At 41.7% G+C, this 17,069-nt stretch carries 15 protein-coding genes and 1 other annotated feature; of the genes, 8 read left to right on the forward strand and 7 right to left on the reverse strand.

All coding sequences use genetic code 11. The features are described from left to right. Window positions 1-26: 26 nt before the first annotated feature. The gene (locus GK047_RS05235; protein ID WP_163942134.1) at window positions 27-3,227 is read right to left on the reverse strand and encodes a transglycosylase domain-containing protein; all 3,201 of its coding nucleotides are present in this window, start codon (window positions 3,225-3,227) and stop codon (window positions 27-29) included. Window positions 3,228-3,355: 128 nt separating this feature from the next. Then, window positions 3,356-3,635: a binding site (T-box leader), on the forward strand. A 51-nt stretch (window positions 3,636-3,686) separates the two neighbouring features. On the opposite strand from GK047_RS05235, the gene tyrS reads away from it, so the two are divergent. Next, complete coding sequence (gene tyrS / locus GK047_RS05240; RefSeq protein ID WP_163942137.1) at window positions 3,687-4,946, forward strand: tyrosine--tRNA ligase; 1,260 nt, start codon at window positions 3,687-3,689, stop codon at window positions 4,944-4,946. Window positions 4,947-5,111: 165 nt separating this feature from the next. Here tyrS and rpsD read toward each other — a convergent pair whose 3' ends face one another. Continuing rightward, complete coding sequence (rpsD, locus tag GK047_RS05245; RefSeq protein WP_163942141.1) at window positions 5,112-5,711, reverse strand: 30S ribosomal protein S4; 600 nt, start codon at window positions 5,709-5,711, stop codon at window positions 5,112-5,114. Window positions 5,712-6,063: 352 nt separating this feature from the next. Between rpsD and GK047_RS05250 the strand changes: the two genes are divergently transcribed. From GK047_RS05250 to GK047_RS05265, 4 genes are all read left to right on the forward strand, one after another. After that, the gene (locus GK047_RS05250; RefSeq protein ID WP_163942144.1) at window positions 6,064-8,052 is read left to right on the forward strand and encodes a diguanylate cyclase; all 1,989 of its coding nucleotides are present in this window, start codon (window positions 6,064-6,066) and stop codon (window positions 8,050-8,052) included. A gap of 373 nt (window positions 8,053-8,425) precedes the next feature. After that, the gene (locus GK047_RS05255; protein ID WP_240343760.1) at window positions 8,426-9,109 is read left to right on the forward strand and encodes a TVP38/TMEM64 family protein; all 684 of its coding nucleotides are present in this window, start codon (window positions 8,426-8,428) and stop codon (window positions 9,107-9,109) included. A 113-nt stretch (window positions 9,110-9,222) separates the two neighbouring features. Beyond that, window positions 9,223-9,471, forward strand: a complete 249-nt coding sequence (locus GK047_RS05260) for an HPr family phosphocarrier protein (protein ID WP_163942147.1) — start codon at window positions 9,223-9,225, stop codon at window positions 9,469-9,471. 123 nt (window positions 9,472-9,594) lie between these two features. Next, complete coding sequence (locus GK047_RS05265) at window positions 9,595-9,882, forward strand: Fpa/YlaN family protein (protein ID WP_163942151.1); 288 nt, start codon at window positions 9,595-9,597, stop codon at window positions 9,880-9,882. Between the two features lie 95 nt (window positions 9,883-9,977). Here GK047_RS05265 and GK047_RS05270 read toward each other — a convergent pair whose 3' ends face one another. Then, complete coding sequence (locus tag GK047_RS05270; RefSeq protein ID WP_163942154.1) at window positions 9,978-10,688, reverse strand: DUF2642 domain-containing protein; 711 nt, start codon at window positions 10,686-10,688, stop codon at window positions 9,978-9,980. 750 nt (window positions 10,689-11,438) lie between these two features. Beyond that, window positions 11,439-12,023, reverse strand: a complete 585-nt coding sequence (locus tag GK047_RS05275) for a DUF6897 domain-containing protein (protein WP_163942157.1) — start codon at window positions 12,021-12,023, stop codon at window positions 11,439-11,441. Between the two features lie 318 nt (window positions 12,024-12,341). On the opposite strand from GK047_RS05275, the gene GK047_RS05280 reads away from it, so the two are divergent. Together GK047_RS05280 and GK047_RS05285 are read left to right on the forward strand one after the other, a co-directional pair. Further along, window positions 12,342-12,623 (forward strand): hypothetical protein, encoded by a 282-nt coding sequence (locus tag GK047_RS05280; protein WP_163942161.1) that lies wholly within the window; start codon window positions 12,342-12,344, stop codon window positions 12,621-12,623. A gap of 81 nt (window positions 12,624-12,704) precedes the next feature. Continuing rightward, complete coding sequence (locus tag GK047_RS05285; RefSeq protein WP_163942164.1) at window positions 12,705-13,757, forward strand: CotH kinase family protein; 1,053 nt, start codon at window positions 12,705-12,707, stop codon at window positions 13,755-13,757. 92 nt (window positions 13,758-13,849) lie between these two features. On the opposite strand, the gene cax is transcribed toward GK047_RS05285, so the two are convergent. Next, window positions 13,850-14,896 carry a calcium/proton exchanger gene (cax, locus tag GK047_RS05290; RefSeq protein ID WP_163942167.1) on the reverse strand — a complete coding sequence of 349 codons (1,047 nt, stop codon included), beginning with the start codon at window positions 14,894-14,896 and terminating at the stop codon, window positions 13,850-13,852. 168 nt (window positions 14,897-15,064) lie between these two features. On the opposite strand from cax, the gene GK047_RS05295 reads away from it, so the two are divergent. Beyond that, on the forward strand, window positions 15,065-15,445 hold the full coding sequence (locus GK047_RS05295) for an Asp23/Gls24 family envelope stress response protein (protein ID WP_163942170.1): 381 nt from the start codon (window positions 15,065-15,067) through the stop codon (window positions 15,443-15,445). 33 nt (window positions 15,446-15,478) lie between these two features. Here GK047_RS05295 and ftsW read toward each other — a convergent pair whose 3' ends face one another. Together ftsW and GK047_RS05305 are read right to left on the reverse strand one after the other, a co-directional pair. Further along, window positions 15,479-16,630 (reverse strand): putative lipid II flippase FtsW, encoded by a 1,152-nt coding sequence (ftsW, locus tag GK047_RS05300; protein ID WP_163942173.1) that lies wholly within the window; start codon window positions 16,628-16,630, stop codon window positions 15,479-15,481. A gap of 13 nt (window positions 16,631-16,643) precedes the next feature. Next, complete coding sequence (locus GK047_RS05305; protein WP_163942176.1) at window positions 16,644-16,991, reverse strand: YugN family protein; 348 nt, start codon at window positions 16,989-16,991, stop codon at window positions 16,644-16,646. Window positions 16,992-17,069 lie beyond the last annotated feature (78 nt).

A 17,069-nucleotide genomic window follows, 5' to 3' on the forward strand; every position in this document is an offset into this window, starting at 1 on the left:
CCCGGTTTCCCGGATCTTAATGAGTATCAATTGTTAAAAGCGATTGCGACCGATGTCTTAGATTCCCCTGCATCATTAATTGCGGTTATTTTGTAATAACCATTGTAAGACTTAGCCGAATAATGATATTCCGAGGTATCCTTTACAGTGCCTAGCTTCGCATAGGTGCCTTTTTCCTTCTCACTGTAGTAGATATTGTATTGTTTTACTTTCTCTTTTGTTGAATTTGCCTTCCAACTTAATAGAATACCTGACCCATCTTCTTTGGCTTTGACTCCTGTAGGGGCGGTGGGCAGATCTTTGTTGTTAGCGGTAGTACCGTTACCGTTACTGTTGTGATTGTTCGTTTCAGTGCCGTGAGTAGTGCTGCTTTCAGCGCCGGTTCCTGCAGGGTGCTCTGAAGTGCCGCTGTTTTCCTCTTTATTTGTACCTGTTCCTGGGGGCGTACTACCCGGAATTTGGCTGCCATCAGCAGGTGGCACGAAGAGGGTGTCAATTGAGCTTCCATCTGTATATGCTGCTCGGCTTGGCCCAGATTCTTTGCCTGCAACATCGACCGCAGTTACATAATAGCCCATTAAGCTAGAGGCAGAGACTTGATCCACAAATTTTGTTTCCGCTCCTGCTAGTACGACTTTTCCACCTAATTGCAGAAATTTGCCGTGATTATCAGATCGATAGAAGCGATATCCAACGATGTCAGGATTCGGACTGCCTTGAAAGGTTACAACAGCCGTGTCGCCGGATTTTGTCGCTATAACGGATGATGGCGAATCGGGTGCCTTGCCATCATCAACGCGAGGATCAATCTCTGAAGGAGCATCATCGTTGTAGTCTGTCGGCTTGTAATTATCAAGCGACTTTCTGCTTTTCTCAGGGAGCTTGCTCATCGCTGCGCTGACTTCTTTTAACAGTTGGCTAATCGATTTTTTTCTTTTTATGACAATCTTCTCTTGAACGAAATCAGCTGGCGTGTTCTCTTGTGCTAAGTAATTGAGTCCATTGTAGCTGCTGATTTTTGCATTAACCATGACATTGTCTTGTTCTGTAGGTATGAATTTTTTGTTGAAAATATCAGTTACCAGAAGATTGGACTTAGATGTTAGTTCATTCGGCAACTTACCTGAAAGAGTAGACACTGTTGCAGATACGATACCGCTTGGCTTCGCGAATGTTTTTGTAGGGAAGAGCTCTGGTTTCTTCTCGACCGTGCTATTCATAATCAAAGCCCAAATATCCTTGGCATGGTTGGTTTGAAGTGTTTTGGAGGATAGCTTATTGATCGGTTGATCGTAGCCTATCCACACGCCTACCGTAATATCTGGAGTGAAGCCCATGAACCAAGCGTCTGCATCGTCTTGAGTTGAACCGGTTTTTCCTGAAATTTCTATTTTTCCGTATGACTTAAATTTTTTCATTAAATCAGTCGCCGTACCTTGACTGATGACCGTTTTCATCATATCGGTAATTAGATAAGCAGATTGTTCCGAGTAGACAGCCGTAGGCTCATCTTTATGCTCGTAAATGATCTTGCCATTGGAATCCTTAATAGAACGAATCATAAAGGCTTCATTAAAAGCGCCTTTATTCGGAATGGAAGCGTAGGCTCCTGTCAACTCTTTGACGGATGTACCTCGGCTAAGCCCGCCTATAACACCTGTTTGCGCGTAGTAATCTTCTTTTTGCAGGGAGGTGATACCGAGTTTTTTGGCAAACTCCCAGGCCTCGTTAATTCCAACTTTATTCAGGAATATATCGATTGCAGGAATATTGTAAGACTGGTTTAGCGCCCTGCGTGCTGTCATTAAACCATGGAACTTATGGTCCCAGTTTTCTGGAATATGGAAGCCTTTGACGCCGTCTTTTAAAATGATCGGCACATCATCCACTGCGGTTGCAGGTTGGATGACCCCTTTTTCCAAAGCTGGTATGTATGCAGCGATCGGTTTCATCGTTGAACCCGGCTGCCTGAAAGCTTGCGTAGCGTGATTAAGCTGCTCGTCGAAGAAATTACGACCTTCAATCATGCCTTTTATCGCTCCGGTTTTGCTGTCGATCATAATAGCTCCGACTTGTTCAATCCCTTTTTTCTCATCTTTGGGTGCAAAGTTTTTTTCATTACCTGATATTTCATGCATCGAGTCATAAATGGTTTTATCAATTGTGGTGTAAATTTGGTATCCACCGCGCAGCAGCTGTGCTTGTACACCTTTTAATGCTTCGTTATAAGCGGCTTGATTCTTTTTAGGATCGAGATCTGGCTTTTGAATTTTGAGTAAAATCTCTGCTGCTTCTCGTTCTGTCTCGATCATTAAGTACGGATAGGTCGTGTAGGCTTTCTGAGATGCAGTTGGAATGGAAGCCTTCAAATCAAATTTTAGCGCTGTTTGATATTGATCGTTCGTAATTTTTTTCTCCTCAAGCATCCGTTTTAACACAAGCTGCTGTCGGGTAACTGCTCGCTTGAAGCCATCCTCGTCAAATTCCGGTTTACCTGTGAAGGCTGAATACTGAGAAGGGAGTTGAGGTAGACCAGCAAGGTAAGCAGCTTGAGCTACGTTTAACTTGTTCAAATCATCGATATTAAACAAGCCTTTAGCTGCGGCCTTAATGCCATACAGGTTGTACCCCGTAGCTCCATTGCCATAAGGAATTTTGTTTAGATAGGCAAGTAGGATTTCGTCCTTAGACATTAGACGCTCCATGCGTAATGCAAGTAAGATTTCTCTGGCTTTCCTGCCATCGTCACGGTCTAACGTGAGGAATACCCGTCTTGCAAGCTGCTGAGTAATCGTACTGCCGCCTGTTTGAACTTCTTCATTCAATAGCTTCTGAGTAACAGCGCGATAAAGACCGCGAAAATCAATGCCTCTGTGATTATAGAAATCTTTGTCCTCAATAGCTAAGACAGCATCGAGTACGACTTGGGGAATGTCAGTTAATTCGACAAGTCGTCTGTCTTCTTCCGTCCTTAATTGGCCAATGACGTTATCATCATTGAAGTAAGCGAAACCCGTGACAGCATTTTCTTGCATTTGTTGTCGAATCGATTCTTGACTGCGCACAGGGTCTTTCTTGACCAGTGCACTGACGTATCCGAATGCAGCGGATCCGCCTATCAGTCCTGCTAAAAAGCCTACAATGATAACCCATTTAAACGTAATCCAGGTTACTTTGAATGTCATTCTCACCCAAGGGCGATTCCATTTTGCGAAAATATTGCGCATAAGTTCCAATTTCCTCCTAACATGAACGGGTATATTATACCATAGTTGTTTGCGCAGCGGTAAGGATGAAGTAGAGAAAGGTTTCGGCAAGGTTTGACAATACCAGAAAACCTATGATATAACTTTTATGAAATGCGTAGATGGATCAGCAGTAGGTAGCTTGCGGATGCTTTCAGAGAGCCGGTGGAGGGTGCGAACCGGTACCTGCATGTTAGTGAATTACGTTCTTGAGCAGCAAATGGGAACCTGCAGCAGCTGGCTGTGGCAGTAGTGTTTGCCGGGTTAACCCCGTTACCGGTTCTTGAGTGAAAATAGTGAGCATCGTATACGATAACGCTTCGTTATATAGGTACGTAGCTACTGTTTTAATTAGGGTGGTACCGCGAGTCAAGTCTTCTCGTCCCTTTGTGGATGATAAGGCTTTTTTGTATTTTATTTGAAAGAAGGAGATGGCTGAGCATGAGTATTTTAAAGGATTTAGAATTTCGTGGGTTGCTTCATCAAATTACGGACCGAGAAGGTTTAGACAAAAAGTTAAGTGAAGAAAAAGTGGTTTTATATTGCGGATTCGACCCTACGGCAGATAGTTTGCACATCGGCAGCTTGCTCCCTATTTTGACACTAAGACGGTTTCAGCTTGCAGGACATGTTCCGTTGGCTCTTGTTGGCGGTGGAACTGGCTTGATTGGGGATCCAAGCGGTAAAGCAAATGAAAGAACACTTAATGGACCAGAAGTGGTTGAGGCGTGGTCACAGAGTATCAAGAGTCAACTTTCTCGTTTCCTGGACTTTTCAGAAAAACTGGACAACCCAGCAGAGCTTGTAAACAACTACGACTGGCTCGGCTCCTTGAATGTCATTGAATTCCTAAGAGATGTAGGTAAAAACTTCACTGTCAATTACATGTTGGCTAAGGATTCCGTCGACTCACGAATTACAAAGGGGATTTCTTTCACTGAATTCAGCTATATGATCCTGCAGTCGTATGATTTTCTGAAACTGAATGAAACGAAAAATTGCTCCGTCCAAATTGGTGGAAGTGATCAATGGGGGAACATAACAGCGGGATTGGAATTGATTGGAAAATCAACGGACAAACGAGCTTATGGAGTTACGTTGCCGCTGGTTACAAAAAGTGACGGGCAAAAATTTGGCAAAACGGAAGGCGGAGCGATCTGGTTGGATGCGACTAAAACATCGCCCTACCAATTCTACCAATTTTGGGTAAATACGCATGATAATGATGTCGTGCGGTTCCTCAAATATTTCACCTTCATTAGTCATGAAGCTATTGCGAAATTGGAAGATGAAGTGAAGCAACAGCCGGAGAAGAGAGAAGCCCAAAAAGTGCTTGCTCGCGAAGTCACCAAGCTAGTGCATGGGGAAGAGGCGTTGCAGAGTTCGCTGAACATTACTGCTGCTTTGTTTAGTGGCCATATACAAGAACTCACTCGCACGGAGATTGAAGAAGCGTTTAAAGATGTGCCATCAACGACTTTGGAGCAAGCAGATATCACACTTGTGGATTTGTTAATTGCGGTAGGCGCAGCGCCTTCGAAACGCCAAGCGCGCCAAGATATTGAGAGCGGCGCAGTAACTGTCAATGGTGTAAAGATTACACAAGTAGATGCAGTTGCTACGGATTTAGGCAAGTTAGGGGAATCTTATCTCATTGTTCGCCGTGGTAAAAAGAATTATTTCCTAGTTCAGTTTGCATAAGTATGCATATGAACATACTTTTGAGTTATTCTTTGATGATGACAAACACGCTTTGCAGCAGTGAACTCAGCTGCAAAGCGTGTTTTTGTTAACTTGATTTCCTTACAAAAAAAGAAGAGTTGTCCGATTAGGTCTAGACCTAATCGGACAACTCTTCTTTAAAGATTAACGGCTGTAGAACTCGACGATTTGTTTCTCATCAATTTCTTGTGGCAATTCAGAGCGTTCTGGCAAACGGATGTATTTACCTTCTAGACCAGCCTCGTTGAACTCGAGGTAAGTAGGGAGGTAGTTACGGTTAGCAAGAGCTTCTTTAACTGCGGAAAGGCCTTTGCTTCTTTCACGAAGTGAAATCACATCGCCAGTAGATACGATGTATGAAGGAATGTCTACTTTTTTGCCGTTCACAAGTACGTGACCGTGAGCAACTAGTTGACGAGCGCCTGCACGAGAGTTGGAAAGACCAAGACGGTAGACAAGGTTGTCTAAACGGCTTTCCAGCAAGATCATGAAGTTTTCACCAGAGATACCTTTAAGTTTGGAAGCTTTATCGAACAAGTTACGGAATTGTTTTTCATTCAAACCGTACATATGACGCAATTTTTGTTTTTCTTGCAATTGAACGCCGTAACCGCTCATTTTTTTACGTTGGCCTGGACCATGTTGACCTGGAGGGAAAGGGCGTTTCAAATCTTTACCGTTACCGCTCAAAGAAATACCAAGACGACGACTTAATTTAAATTTAGGACCTGTATAACGTGACATGTAGGAAAAACTCCTTCTTTTTGACAATTAGTTTAGTAGATAGCATCTAGATGTCAGGGTGAAGACAAGTGCCTGTTTTTGCTTACGAATCAATACTGTGATTCCCTGGCAAGAGTAGTTCAGCCGCTGTCTTGGCAGGAGCAAAAGCAGTGAGGGTGATCACAATTGGCATTCACCGAAATCATGTTGGTACTCGACTTCTAATTTTATAAAAAACAAAGGGGCATGTCAAGTCTCAATCCTTCGACGTGATTCGAAAAAATAGTGCAATAAGCTCAGAAAAATAGTATGATATGTGGGTATACAAATTCTAGAACTTATCAGATTGCAGCCGTCGGTAAAGGAGAATCCTATGAGCGAATTACTTCGTAGTAGTCAACAACATAGTCGTGCAAAGCACTTCGAAGATTTCCTTCGTCAGGGACTCGTTCTTTCTACCGACTTTTATTCTATTAATCAGAACACTCGACAAGTGCTACAAGATGCTTGGGGTCATTGGAAAGAGAATGCAGGGATCGATATGCTCCCACCTCAAACCGCTCTGTTATGCGTAGATTTGGATCTCCAAGTCCTAAGTGTCGGCGCCAATGAAATTTCAATTGATGAGCATTTGTTTAAAGTTGGTACATCATGGAGCTCTGTAGTGCGAAGAGATAATCCATTTGCTCGCTGTAAGGAGTCCCTCACCTTCCAATTAATGATTGGGGAGGAGATGGGTGCAGTTGGGTTAAGAAATGTATCAGGCGCTTCAATTCCGATAACGGGTACTGACGGAAAACCAGTTGCATTTATGGGACTATTTTCCTATTCAAATTTAGAGCCTGATGAACTCACTCATTTACTTTATACCCTTGTTGTTTCTATTAATAATAGCGTGATTGCATTGGCAGAACGTTGTAAATATGAACATGTATTAAGACAATATCAACATAGCGAACGAGAATTTAAGAAACAGGATGTATTGTTTGAAGCCTCAAAAAAATTACATGCAAAAATCGATGTTGATTCAGTTTTAACAGAAGTCATCGAGAGTATTCATAGTGTATATCCCAAAATTCAAGTGGATTTATTGTTGTCTCAAGATAACGATAGTACGAATTTACCTGTAAAGCCATTGAACTTCCAAAGTTTGGAGGATGATATTTGTACGCGTGCGTTTATGGAAGGGCATGTCATTTTTGAGCCTTCCAACGATTCTAACGGTCCAAGCGCAGGTAATATAGCTGTGCCCTTATCAGGCAAACAAGGCGTGTACGGTGTCCTTCACTTGCAGTCTGAGCATGAGGCCATACACGCATCTGATCTTCAGTTTATCTCGTTATTAGCTGATACGGCCGGCTCTGCATTTGAGAATGCAAAGCTATATGAACAATCTAATTTATTGATTAATGAGCTTCGATTAATCAATGAAATAACGAAACAATTAAATCAAAGCTTGAGGTTGAATGAAATATTCAATTTTGCATCCAGTGAGCTTCTAACGATTTTTGGAGCAGATTTTAGCTGCATTTTGCAAACGGATAAGGATAGCGAGAAGCTAATCGTAAAAGCGAGCAACTTGCCAGCGATGTTTCATGAAAGTTTTACGCTCGATCAAGGCTTCTCGGGACTTATTTATACATCCAAAGAGCCAATTATTATTTCAGATTACTGGGCAAATTCCAAAGTAAATTCAAAATTGATGCAGTTAACGAATTCTCGTTCCTTGATTGGCTCCCCCATTCTTGTGAACGGGGAAGTGGTGGGCGTTATTCTCGTTGTACATGGTAAGCCCAATTACTTTTCTTATGATAATTACAAGTTATTGCAAGTACTATCAGGACACATCGGGCTGGCAATGACGAATGCTTCTCTCCATGCCGAAGTGAAGCGAATGGTTATTACAGATAATTTAACCGGGCTCTATGTACGTCATTACTTAGATGAGCAAGCCAATTTAATGCAAAAGAAAGATTTTTGCGGTTCTTTAATTGTTGTGGACATTGATAACTTCAAGCGTGTAAATGATACTTACGGCCATCAAGTCGGTGATAAAATACTGATTCAGGTAAGCCAAATCATCAGATCAAGCATTCGTGACAGTGATATCGCCGCGAGATGGGGCGGGGAAGAGCTTGCCGTTTATTTGCCGCAAGTCGCTAAGGATCGGACTCTCCGCATTGCGGAACGGATCAGGCTTCGTGTCCAGGAAGAGACCAGTCCCCAAGTAACCGTTTCTTGTGGCGTTTCCGACTGGAACTGGGAAGAAGATAAAATTAGCGTCGAGTCGCTCTTTTATCGGGCAGATATGGCGCTGTATCAAGCAAAACATAACGGACGTAACTGCATTCAGATCGGCTAGCCATAACAGAAGCACTTGTCTAAAGGACAGTGCTTTTTGTTTTGTCTTCACAGGGATTCTTTCATAATTTTGCTGTTAGGGGGGAAAGCTTCAATAATGAAGGAAATCATTTTGAAGCATGAACTCAATAGCTGTTTCAAAGTAAGAGTTCGAAGACAGGCTTGAACGCTTGCAAGTGATGAGTCTATTCAACACATGACTTGTTCCCAGACATAGAGATGACGATAAGCAGAATGGAATTTCTCGCTAGAAAGAAACGTGGGCGATGTACCGATTTCGAGCTGCAGAAAAGCCTACTTCCTTCCAGACACCTCTTTCTGAACGTTGTTTAACATGTTACAATAGTGGGGTCTGAGGGAAGGATGGTCGAAATTTGTCGTTGTTTAAGCGTAAGCGCATTCTACAAATGAGTGTTGTGCTCGTTCTGCTGCTGTTCTTGATTTATTTTCTGTTCTTTAACCCTGTGGGTATTAAACTTACACATAGCAATGTGCGACAGTTGTCCGAGCATCTAAGTGAGCTTGGTTGGACGGGCAGATGGATTGGAATGGGACTAGTCTTTTTTCAAACCTTTTTTCCATTCATTCCCTTTGTACTTGTCGCGGGAACGAATGTAGCGATTTTCGGCCTCAAATGGGGCTTTATTGTCAATTATGCGATGTCTTGCTTAGGCGCGATTGCTTCTTTTTATTTTGCCCGTTATTATGGACATGATTGGGTGGAAAAGAAGCTGCAGAAGTTTCCGCTTGTTACTCAGTTCAGTGAGCGTATGGAGAAGCAAGGCTTTGTTTATGTACTCATTGGCCGACTTATTCCCATTTTGCCTTCATCGGCAATTAATTTTGCAGCAGGGCTTACACGGATGCGGTTTAATCAGTTTCTGTGGGGGACAGTAATCGGGAAGCTTCCCATTGTTTTCTTGGAGTCGCTGATTGCCCACGACTTGTTTCATTTTAAAAAATATAAGGGTAGACTTCTATTGCTTTTGGCTATTTTTGTTGTATTAATTATCATTGGTAACTATGTCAAGAAAGTGCTTACACCCAACCGTAAGTAGGGTTTCTTCTTGGAGAATGAAGGAAATTTTTAGTTGCGCTTTCCTACCTTTCCAAGTTATCATAGAGAAGGTAAGCCGACCAATGTATATGTGAATAAATGGAGGAATGTAACATGCCAAGTGCTAATAATGCCGCAATCGTTGAAATTTCCCAAACTGCTAACAAATTCAGATCGTCTATTGTACTTCAGTATGATAATAAGTATATCGATGTGAAAAGCATTTTGGGATTGTTCACTACCCTGCTGAGCTCAAGCAACTATGATCTGCATGTTCATGGTCCTGATGCAGATGAAGCAAAGATAGCTATGGGTGAAGTATTCTCCAAGCACAACCTAGGCGTTAATATTGTAGAAGACTAAATCAAACGGAAAAGAAGGTATTCTCAGGTTCTCTGAGGGTACCTTCTCTTGTATATTGGAGCAATTTCGCTTAATATAGATCATAGAAGGACGGATGACTTAGCGTATAGGGGGAAAGTTGGAATGTCTTCATCTGATCTATTGCTAAATTTGAATCAAAGAGCGCTTAATCTTCTTCAAGAAGATGCAGATAAAATCGAAAAGCTGATCGAAGTACAAATGGAGAATTTGACAACTCGTCAATGCCCGCTGTATGAAGAAGTTTTAGATACGCAAATGTACGGACTTTCGAGAGAAATTGATTTTGCTATTCGAGCTGGCCTTATTTCCGAAGCTCCTGGCAAACAAATTCTTCATAAGCTGGAACGTAATCTTGCACAACTGTATGAAGCGCTAAACGCTAAAAAGTAGAAACGGCTCCCATTTTGGGAGGCTCTATAATTCGAATAAAGCGTGTAAAATAGCAAACCAGTACCTTAAAGGTGCTGGTTTTGTTGTTTTTTTAGTTATTTTTTATCAACACGCCCTGTATGAGGGTCTTCTCTGCGCACGGATGGAAGGTGAATGGTTTTAACATGCTCTGTATGCAAAATAGCTCTCCCATTCGCTGTATGGAGCTCAAGAACAGGATAATTTGAAGCTTGGAGCAGTCCGATTTTAATTGGATTCTCACCGAGGTCTAGAACAACAAACATACCTTCGAGTTTTTTTAATTGTTGTTCAAAAGTACGAGAGAGCGTAACTTGAGAGGGTTGAACTAGAAAATATTCAGGTTTCAATGAGTAGGGTGTCGTGTCTGGATGGTATGGAACTAAATATTTAACATGCTGCATGGAAATGAAAATCGTATGAAAAACTGGCGAATGAAATGCAAAATAATCGTTCATGATATGGGTTAAATACCCGTGTACAGTTTGATTGCCTGTAATATAAATTTCAACGAACATTCCTTTGGCATTCATAAGCATCTTTCGATAGGAAATCGAGGCAGTTTGAAGTTCAACAGGAGGTTCAGTTTGCGTAACACTTAAAGCGGCCGGTGAGGTATCGAGCTTTAGATAGTGTAAGTGATTAGACGGAATATAAAAGAAATGAAGGCCATTATGAATAATCAGAAGATCACTTCCTACTTCAATAAGAACTCCTTTCAATGGTAGTTTTATCCCCGAAATCATTAACTCTACTTGCTTTCCAATAAACATACGTAAGTTTTCCATGATATACCTCCTTTCTATCTTATTTGAATCCAGAAGTAAAGTTACAGTCAAGCAAATAGGTATGACGAAAATAGTAGTTTTCAAGTATGTTCGCCAAAAGCAAGATTATACGTGTGCGAGTCAAAGCCCATTACTATCAAAGTGAACGTTCCAGAAGGACGGATAATAGATTAATCAATAGGTTGGTTGGCAATCGAAAGAAAACCAACACTCAAGATGGTCTGAGGGTCGCTTATTTCTTGTAAGAATACTTACACAAGGAACAAGCAGGCTTGTCATCCGTTGCTATGAAGAGCAAAAACGCAATGCATACATAAAGGCAGAAGCGAGATATGAACAAATTTAATCAAATCTTATCAAATCTATCTTGAGCATTTGCAGAGAATTCAAATTAGCTAGATTACTTACCCCAATTGACGCGCTAGATGCTATCGTCACTAGCGCGCCTGCAACGAGATAGGGTTTTTTTGTTGTGTTGAACAATGATGGGGTAGTAATGTACCCCAGAAGCACTATGCTGGAAGGGCAAAATAGTGATTAAAACTAAGTAACGTTAGTATAGAGAGTTAGTTATGCTTGTGTGTTTGCCTCGCTAGCATACGGTTCAGCGACATCTTGATAAAGTTAGGCATGCTTTTTGCATGTACGTTTGGGTGAAGCAAAAAATAAAGAGGGGGGGTTATACATCGTGATAGTAGGATTAAATTCAACTTGTATGCCCCTCTCACTTGCAGAATACGAGCGAAATTATTAAAGGATGCGAGACTTTTTCCATAAAGTTTTTATAGTTGAAGTTTTCACTGTAGAATTTCTACCTGCGGAGCTTTTATTTGCTGAACTTTTGTTCGCAGAGCTCTTGTTTGAAGAGTTTTTGTTGGATGAACTTTTATTGGCGGAAGAAGATTTATTCCCTTTACTACCTTGATTGCCAACAACACTAATGCTTCTTATATGAAAGACAGGAACCCGCACGACTTCATTGTTGACTACAAGCAATAAATAATCCGAAGAACTTTCTACGATGAAAGCGTCAAATTTCTCTGGCCCTCCGCGATTGATTTGAACAAAGCTATGATTCAATCGAGTCAAAAGTGAATGGAAATTATGGGATGTTTCATAATGTGAATGAGAGCTATAGGAACTGCTGACGTTACTTTTCGTTTCACTAATGCTTTTAATGTGCTGGAATTGGATATAAACGATGCTGCCATCTTTGGCTTGAAGAACTAGGAAGTCTTGTTGAATGCTAAGAAGCTTACCTACGATAGCGTCAGGGCCACCTCGATTGATTCGTACTTCTTTTCCTACTAATTGATTTAAATAGTTGATACTCATCTGTCATTTCCCCTTCCAGGAATGTGGTTTTGTAATGAATTTCATAAATGAAAGAATTGAATCCTCTTCTAGTAATTTAATAAGCAGCTAATTAGTCTTTCACCTCCTAACTGAATATCATTGCTGCTCATTTGTAATATAAGTATATGTATCAGGTAAAGTAGAGGTACTAGATTTCAATCTATTTTCATTCTTATTTCCACACTTAACTATGTTGAAAAAATGAAACTAAGAAACTTTTTTGATATCAACCAATATCTCTATCCAATTATTCCTTCCTTTCATAGAATGTACTATCAAATAAAAGGAGGTAATTCAATGCTAGCTTATATTTCCAATAAATCTGGAGGCAACAAATCGCAAGGTGGTAAATCTGGAGGCAATAAATCACGCGGTGGTAAATCTGGAGGCAATAAATCACGCGGTGGTAAATCTGGAGGCAACAAATCGCGCGGTGGCAAGTCTGGAGGCAACAAATCGCGCGGTGGTAAATCTGGAGGCAACAAATCACGCGGTGGCAAGTCTGGAGGCAACAAATCACAAGGCGGCAGATCAAAAGGAAACAAATCAGGGAACCAGAGCCGTGGCAACTGTGAGTAAGTACGCATAAAGTAAACTAGCATAAAAAGCCTATCGATAATGGATAGGCTTTTTATTATGTAGAAAAGGGGTGTAGGATGGATGCTGCCCACTCGACATATCGTTATCGCGGATCAACAACTCGCTGCGTTGAATGAAGATGTTTGGAGAGATCAATTCGTGAACGCTTTTATAATAAATAAAGGGATTAAGATCCCCATTAAAGTTCGTTATCGCGGCGGTCATACACGGGAGTACCCGAAAAAGTCTTATGAAATCATAAAAGGTGATAAGACCTACCATCTGAATGCGGAGTACGATGATCCATCGTTGATCCGAAATGCGCTCTCTTTTCGATTCTTCCAACGTATAGGGGTAGCAAGTCCCCAAACGAAACACTGCCATTTGAAGTTAAATGGGCGAAGTTTGGGAGTATATCTTGAGATAGAGGCTGTTGATAAAAATTTTTTCAGGCGTAGGAAAATTAATGCGCAGTCCCTCTTCTATGCGGCAAACAACGATGCTAACTTCGAACTCATCAATCCAGATACAAAAAAAAGAAAGCAATCCTTGCTAGAAGGATATCAGCTAGTTCTAGGGCAAAGCAAAGATAAACGTGAGCTGCAATCGTTCATTTCTCAAATTCATATTCGAACTAAGAAGCCTTTGTATCAATTCATGCAATCGCAATTAGATATAGATAATTATTTGCGATGGTTAGCAGGGGCGGTATGTACAGGAAATTTCGATGGATTTGATCAAAATTACGCAATCTATCGGCATAAATCAAGTAAATTATTTCGTATTATTCCATGGGATTACGAGGGGACTTGGGGAAGAAATTGTTATGGGAAGGCATGCGGAAGCGATTTGGTAAGAATAAAAGGCTACAATCGCTTAACAAGCAAGTTAATGGCGTTTAAAAGTGTTCGTCAGCGTTATAAGCAACTTCTAACTTCTATTTTGCGAACTTCGTTTACGCTGAAGCAATTAAATCCGGTAATTGATCAAATGCATCAAAGTATTGTTTCTTATGTACAGCATGATTCTGATCGGAAGTGGTCGTATTCGGAATTTAACAATGAACCTAAATTTATCCGCGAGTATGTAAAAGAACGGCGGGAAATTATTTTACATGAGCTTACAAAACTATAAATGAAAAAAGATTGCAAACTTGTCGGCTAGAAGACCGAGGAGTTGGCAATCTTTTGAGTGTAAATCAAATCGTCAGTATTTGGTTTGTATGTCTAGACCATGAAGAAAACAACGCCAAGTATGATATAAACGACGAGGAGCAAAAGCCCTTCATACCAGTTGGTCGAACCGTCTTGCGAAATCGATTTGGTAATGAAGACAGCAACAGCGATTGCTGCGAGCTCGTAAGTTGAGAACACGATGTTCATCGGTGTTCCCCCCATAAAGAAGCTTGTTAGTACTAGTACTGGGGCTACAAACAAAGCAATCTGTAAAGAACTGCCGATGGCGATTTCAACAGCTGCACCCATTTTATTTTTCATTGCCATCATAACGGCAGCACTGTGCTCGGCAGCATTACCGATGATAGCGATTAAGAAGGCCCCTACGAACAGCTCGGACAGCCCAAACCTGTGAGTTACTTCCTCTAACGTACCAACCAACCATTCGCTGGTAAAGGCGACCATAACGGTGGCAAGGACGAGAAAGAGAATGGAGGTCGACTTCGACCAAGCGGCTTCGCCGTGTTCCGTGGCTTCGTCTGAGAGCACGTGTTTGTGCGTGACCATTGAGAACAGAAGCCAAAGTAAGTAAGCAACTACGAGTAAGATCGCCACAATCATACTCATATTAGTCGTTTCTGGCGTGGTCAGGCCGCTTGCAAATACAGCTGGGATGAACAGCGCGATCACACCGAGAAGCATGAGGGAGGAATTGTGAGAAGCTAACTTTACATTGAAAGATTGCTCTTTGAATTTCAACCCTCCAGCGAAGACACTTAGTCCAAGAACCAGAAGCAAATTCCCGATAATAGATCCTGTCAAACTAGCTTTGACTACATCGAATAAGCCGTCTTTGACGAGGAAGATCGCGATTATTAATTCGGCAGCATTACCAAATGTAGCGTTGAGAAATCCACCCACGCGTTCTCCCGCATAGTGGGCTACGCTTTCTGTTGCTTTACCTAAAAATCCAGCCACAAAGATGACAGCGATGGCGGAAATGACGAATTGGAGTGTATGATTCCAGTTCGCATAGTGAGCGATTGCACTGAGTGCAAATGTGACAATTAAGCCAACATAAAACAATTTTCCTTTCAAATGGAACCCTCCGGCTTTGCAAAATAAGAAGTGTCATTTTTTGACTTCTTTAAATATACATATTTTGAATCGCAAAGTAAATTGAATCCTTCTGAAAAGCGACTAATCTTGCATTCGTGATTTGAACTTATTACAATAGAATTATAACAAGTTTAGGGAGTGATCCGTATGTCCGAAGACAATCAAACTGGTTTAATTCGTATTTCTGATGACGTAGTATCGACTATTGCAGGACTTGCAGCCTTGGAAACTCAAGGAATTGCAGGTATGTCGGGAGGCATCTCGGAAGGCTTAGCTAAGCGTCTGAGTGGCAAAAACGTACAAAGAGGCGTCTCTGTTGAGGTTGGTCAAGTAGAAGCAGCCATCGATCTTCGAGTTATTGTAAACTACGGTTCCCGTATTCAGGATGTATGTCGGGATCTCCAAGAGAACGTTCGAGAAGCGGTAGAGAATATGACAGGTTTATCTGTTGTGGAAGTGAATGTGAAAGTTGAAGGCGTCGCTTTCAAGGAAGAAGATGTAGTAGATGACCCGCATCGGGTAAAATAAAGAAAAAGACCCCATCGATGTGTTTGAAATCGATTAGGGTCTTTTTTTGGTTGGAGCATCTGGTTTTCGCGTTTGCTCGCGAGAGATACTGAGTAGAACGCCCATACTGATGAGACAGACCATCATGGAGGACCCACCAGAAGAAATGAAGGGTAAGGTTACCCCTGTAAGGGGTATAGCCCCCGTAACGCCCCCGATGTTAATGAGCGCTTGGAAAGCAAACATCCCCATAATTCCAACCCCAGCGACCATGCCGAACATATCTGGACTGCGAACAGCAACAAGTATGCCTCTCCATATAAAGAGTAGAAAGACTAGAATGAACAGGGCACTTCCGATGAAACCAAGCTCTTCTCCAATAATGGCAAAAATGAAATCGTTATGCGCTTCAGGTAAATAGTGGAGCTTCTGAATTCCTTGACCGAATCCTGCGCCGCTAAGTCCGCCATGGCCAAATGCAAATAAGGATTGTGTAACCTGGTATCCTGTATTGGTATGATCCGACCAAGGATCCATAAAAGATGTCAGACGATTCACACGGTAGTTCTTGACGTCTGTAGTTCCTTTTAATAAATATAGAGCGACAACCATACCTGCTATTGAAAGTAGGCCTGTCCCTAACATGAAGATATGCTTCAAGTTCGAACCACCTACGATGATGACGATCAATGAGCAAGCAAGAAGAATAAAGCAGGAGCCGAAATCGGGTTGGAGCATGATGAGAAAGCTGACAAACCCGACCACCAACAGGGCCGGCAGGAGCCCATTCTTGAAGTTCCGAAATTTCTCCTCTTTATTGCTAATGAGAGAAGCCAGATAAAGGACGACAATTAATTTGGCAAACTCGGTGGGCTGGATGCCGAATTTACCGATGTTGTACCAGCTGCTTGCTCCGTTTGCTTTGGATGTAAATACAACGAAAATCAATGCAACAACAATCATGAAAAAAGCAGGAATGACGAGCTTTTTGAACTTGGAATAATGGATGTTCATGCTTAGGAGCATGAACACCGAGCCCAAGCCAACAGCGATTAACTGCTTTTTCGTAAAAAACCACGGATCATTGTACTTATAGGCGCTGGTCATGGAGCTTGCACTAAATACCATAGCAAGTCCAAAACAAACAAGCACGAATGCCAAAAAGAGCAGCAGAAAATCCGGTGTTCCTCTACGAGGGGGATTCATGCCGGCTTCCCGCTTAATCCGCTAATGCTTGCTTTAGCTGCTCTAGCTTTTGTTTAGAAATATTCATGAAAGAATCAGGTACAGGCGAGTTGTAATCTAATCCATGTGGGAATGTTTCTCTACCTATGTAGGCTTCTTCTAAAAACAGAATAGCGTAGGGAGATTCCAACTTGCCAGATTCTACACGTGCATTTACCCGTAGGAAATAGACTTCTTTCCCTGCTTTATCTTCCATTTTAAAATCGTAAGTCGCACGTGTGTATTCCCACTGCCAGCGCACGAATCCGAGCTCTGTCGTTACTTCGTCCAGATGAGCAAGATCACTTTTTAAGCCTGTTAGGCCAGTTGTTTCAATAATCACTATTTAACGCCTCCATATTGTACGTATCCATTCTTTATTCATGATAGTATGTTTCTAAACGTTCTGCAAGTCGATAGC

The sequence above is a fragment of the Paenibacillus sp. SYP-B3998 genome, assembly GCF_010820665.1.
In the GTDB taxonomy this organism is placed as follows: domain Bacteria; phylum Bacillota; class Bacilli; order Paenibacillales; family NBRC-103111; genus Paenibacillus_E.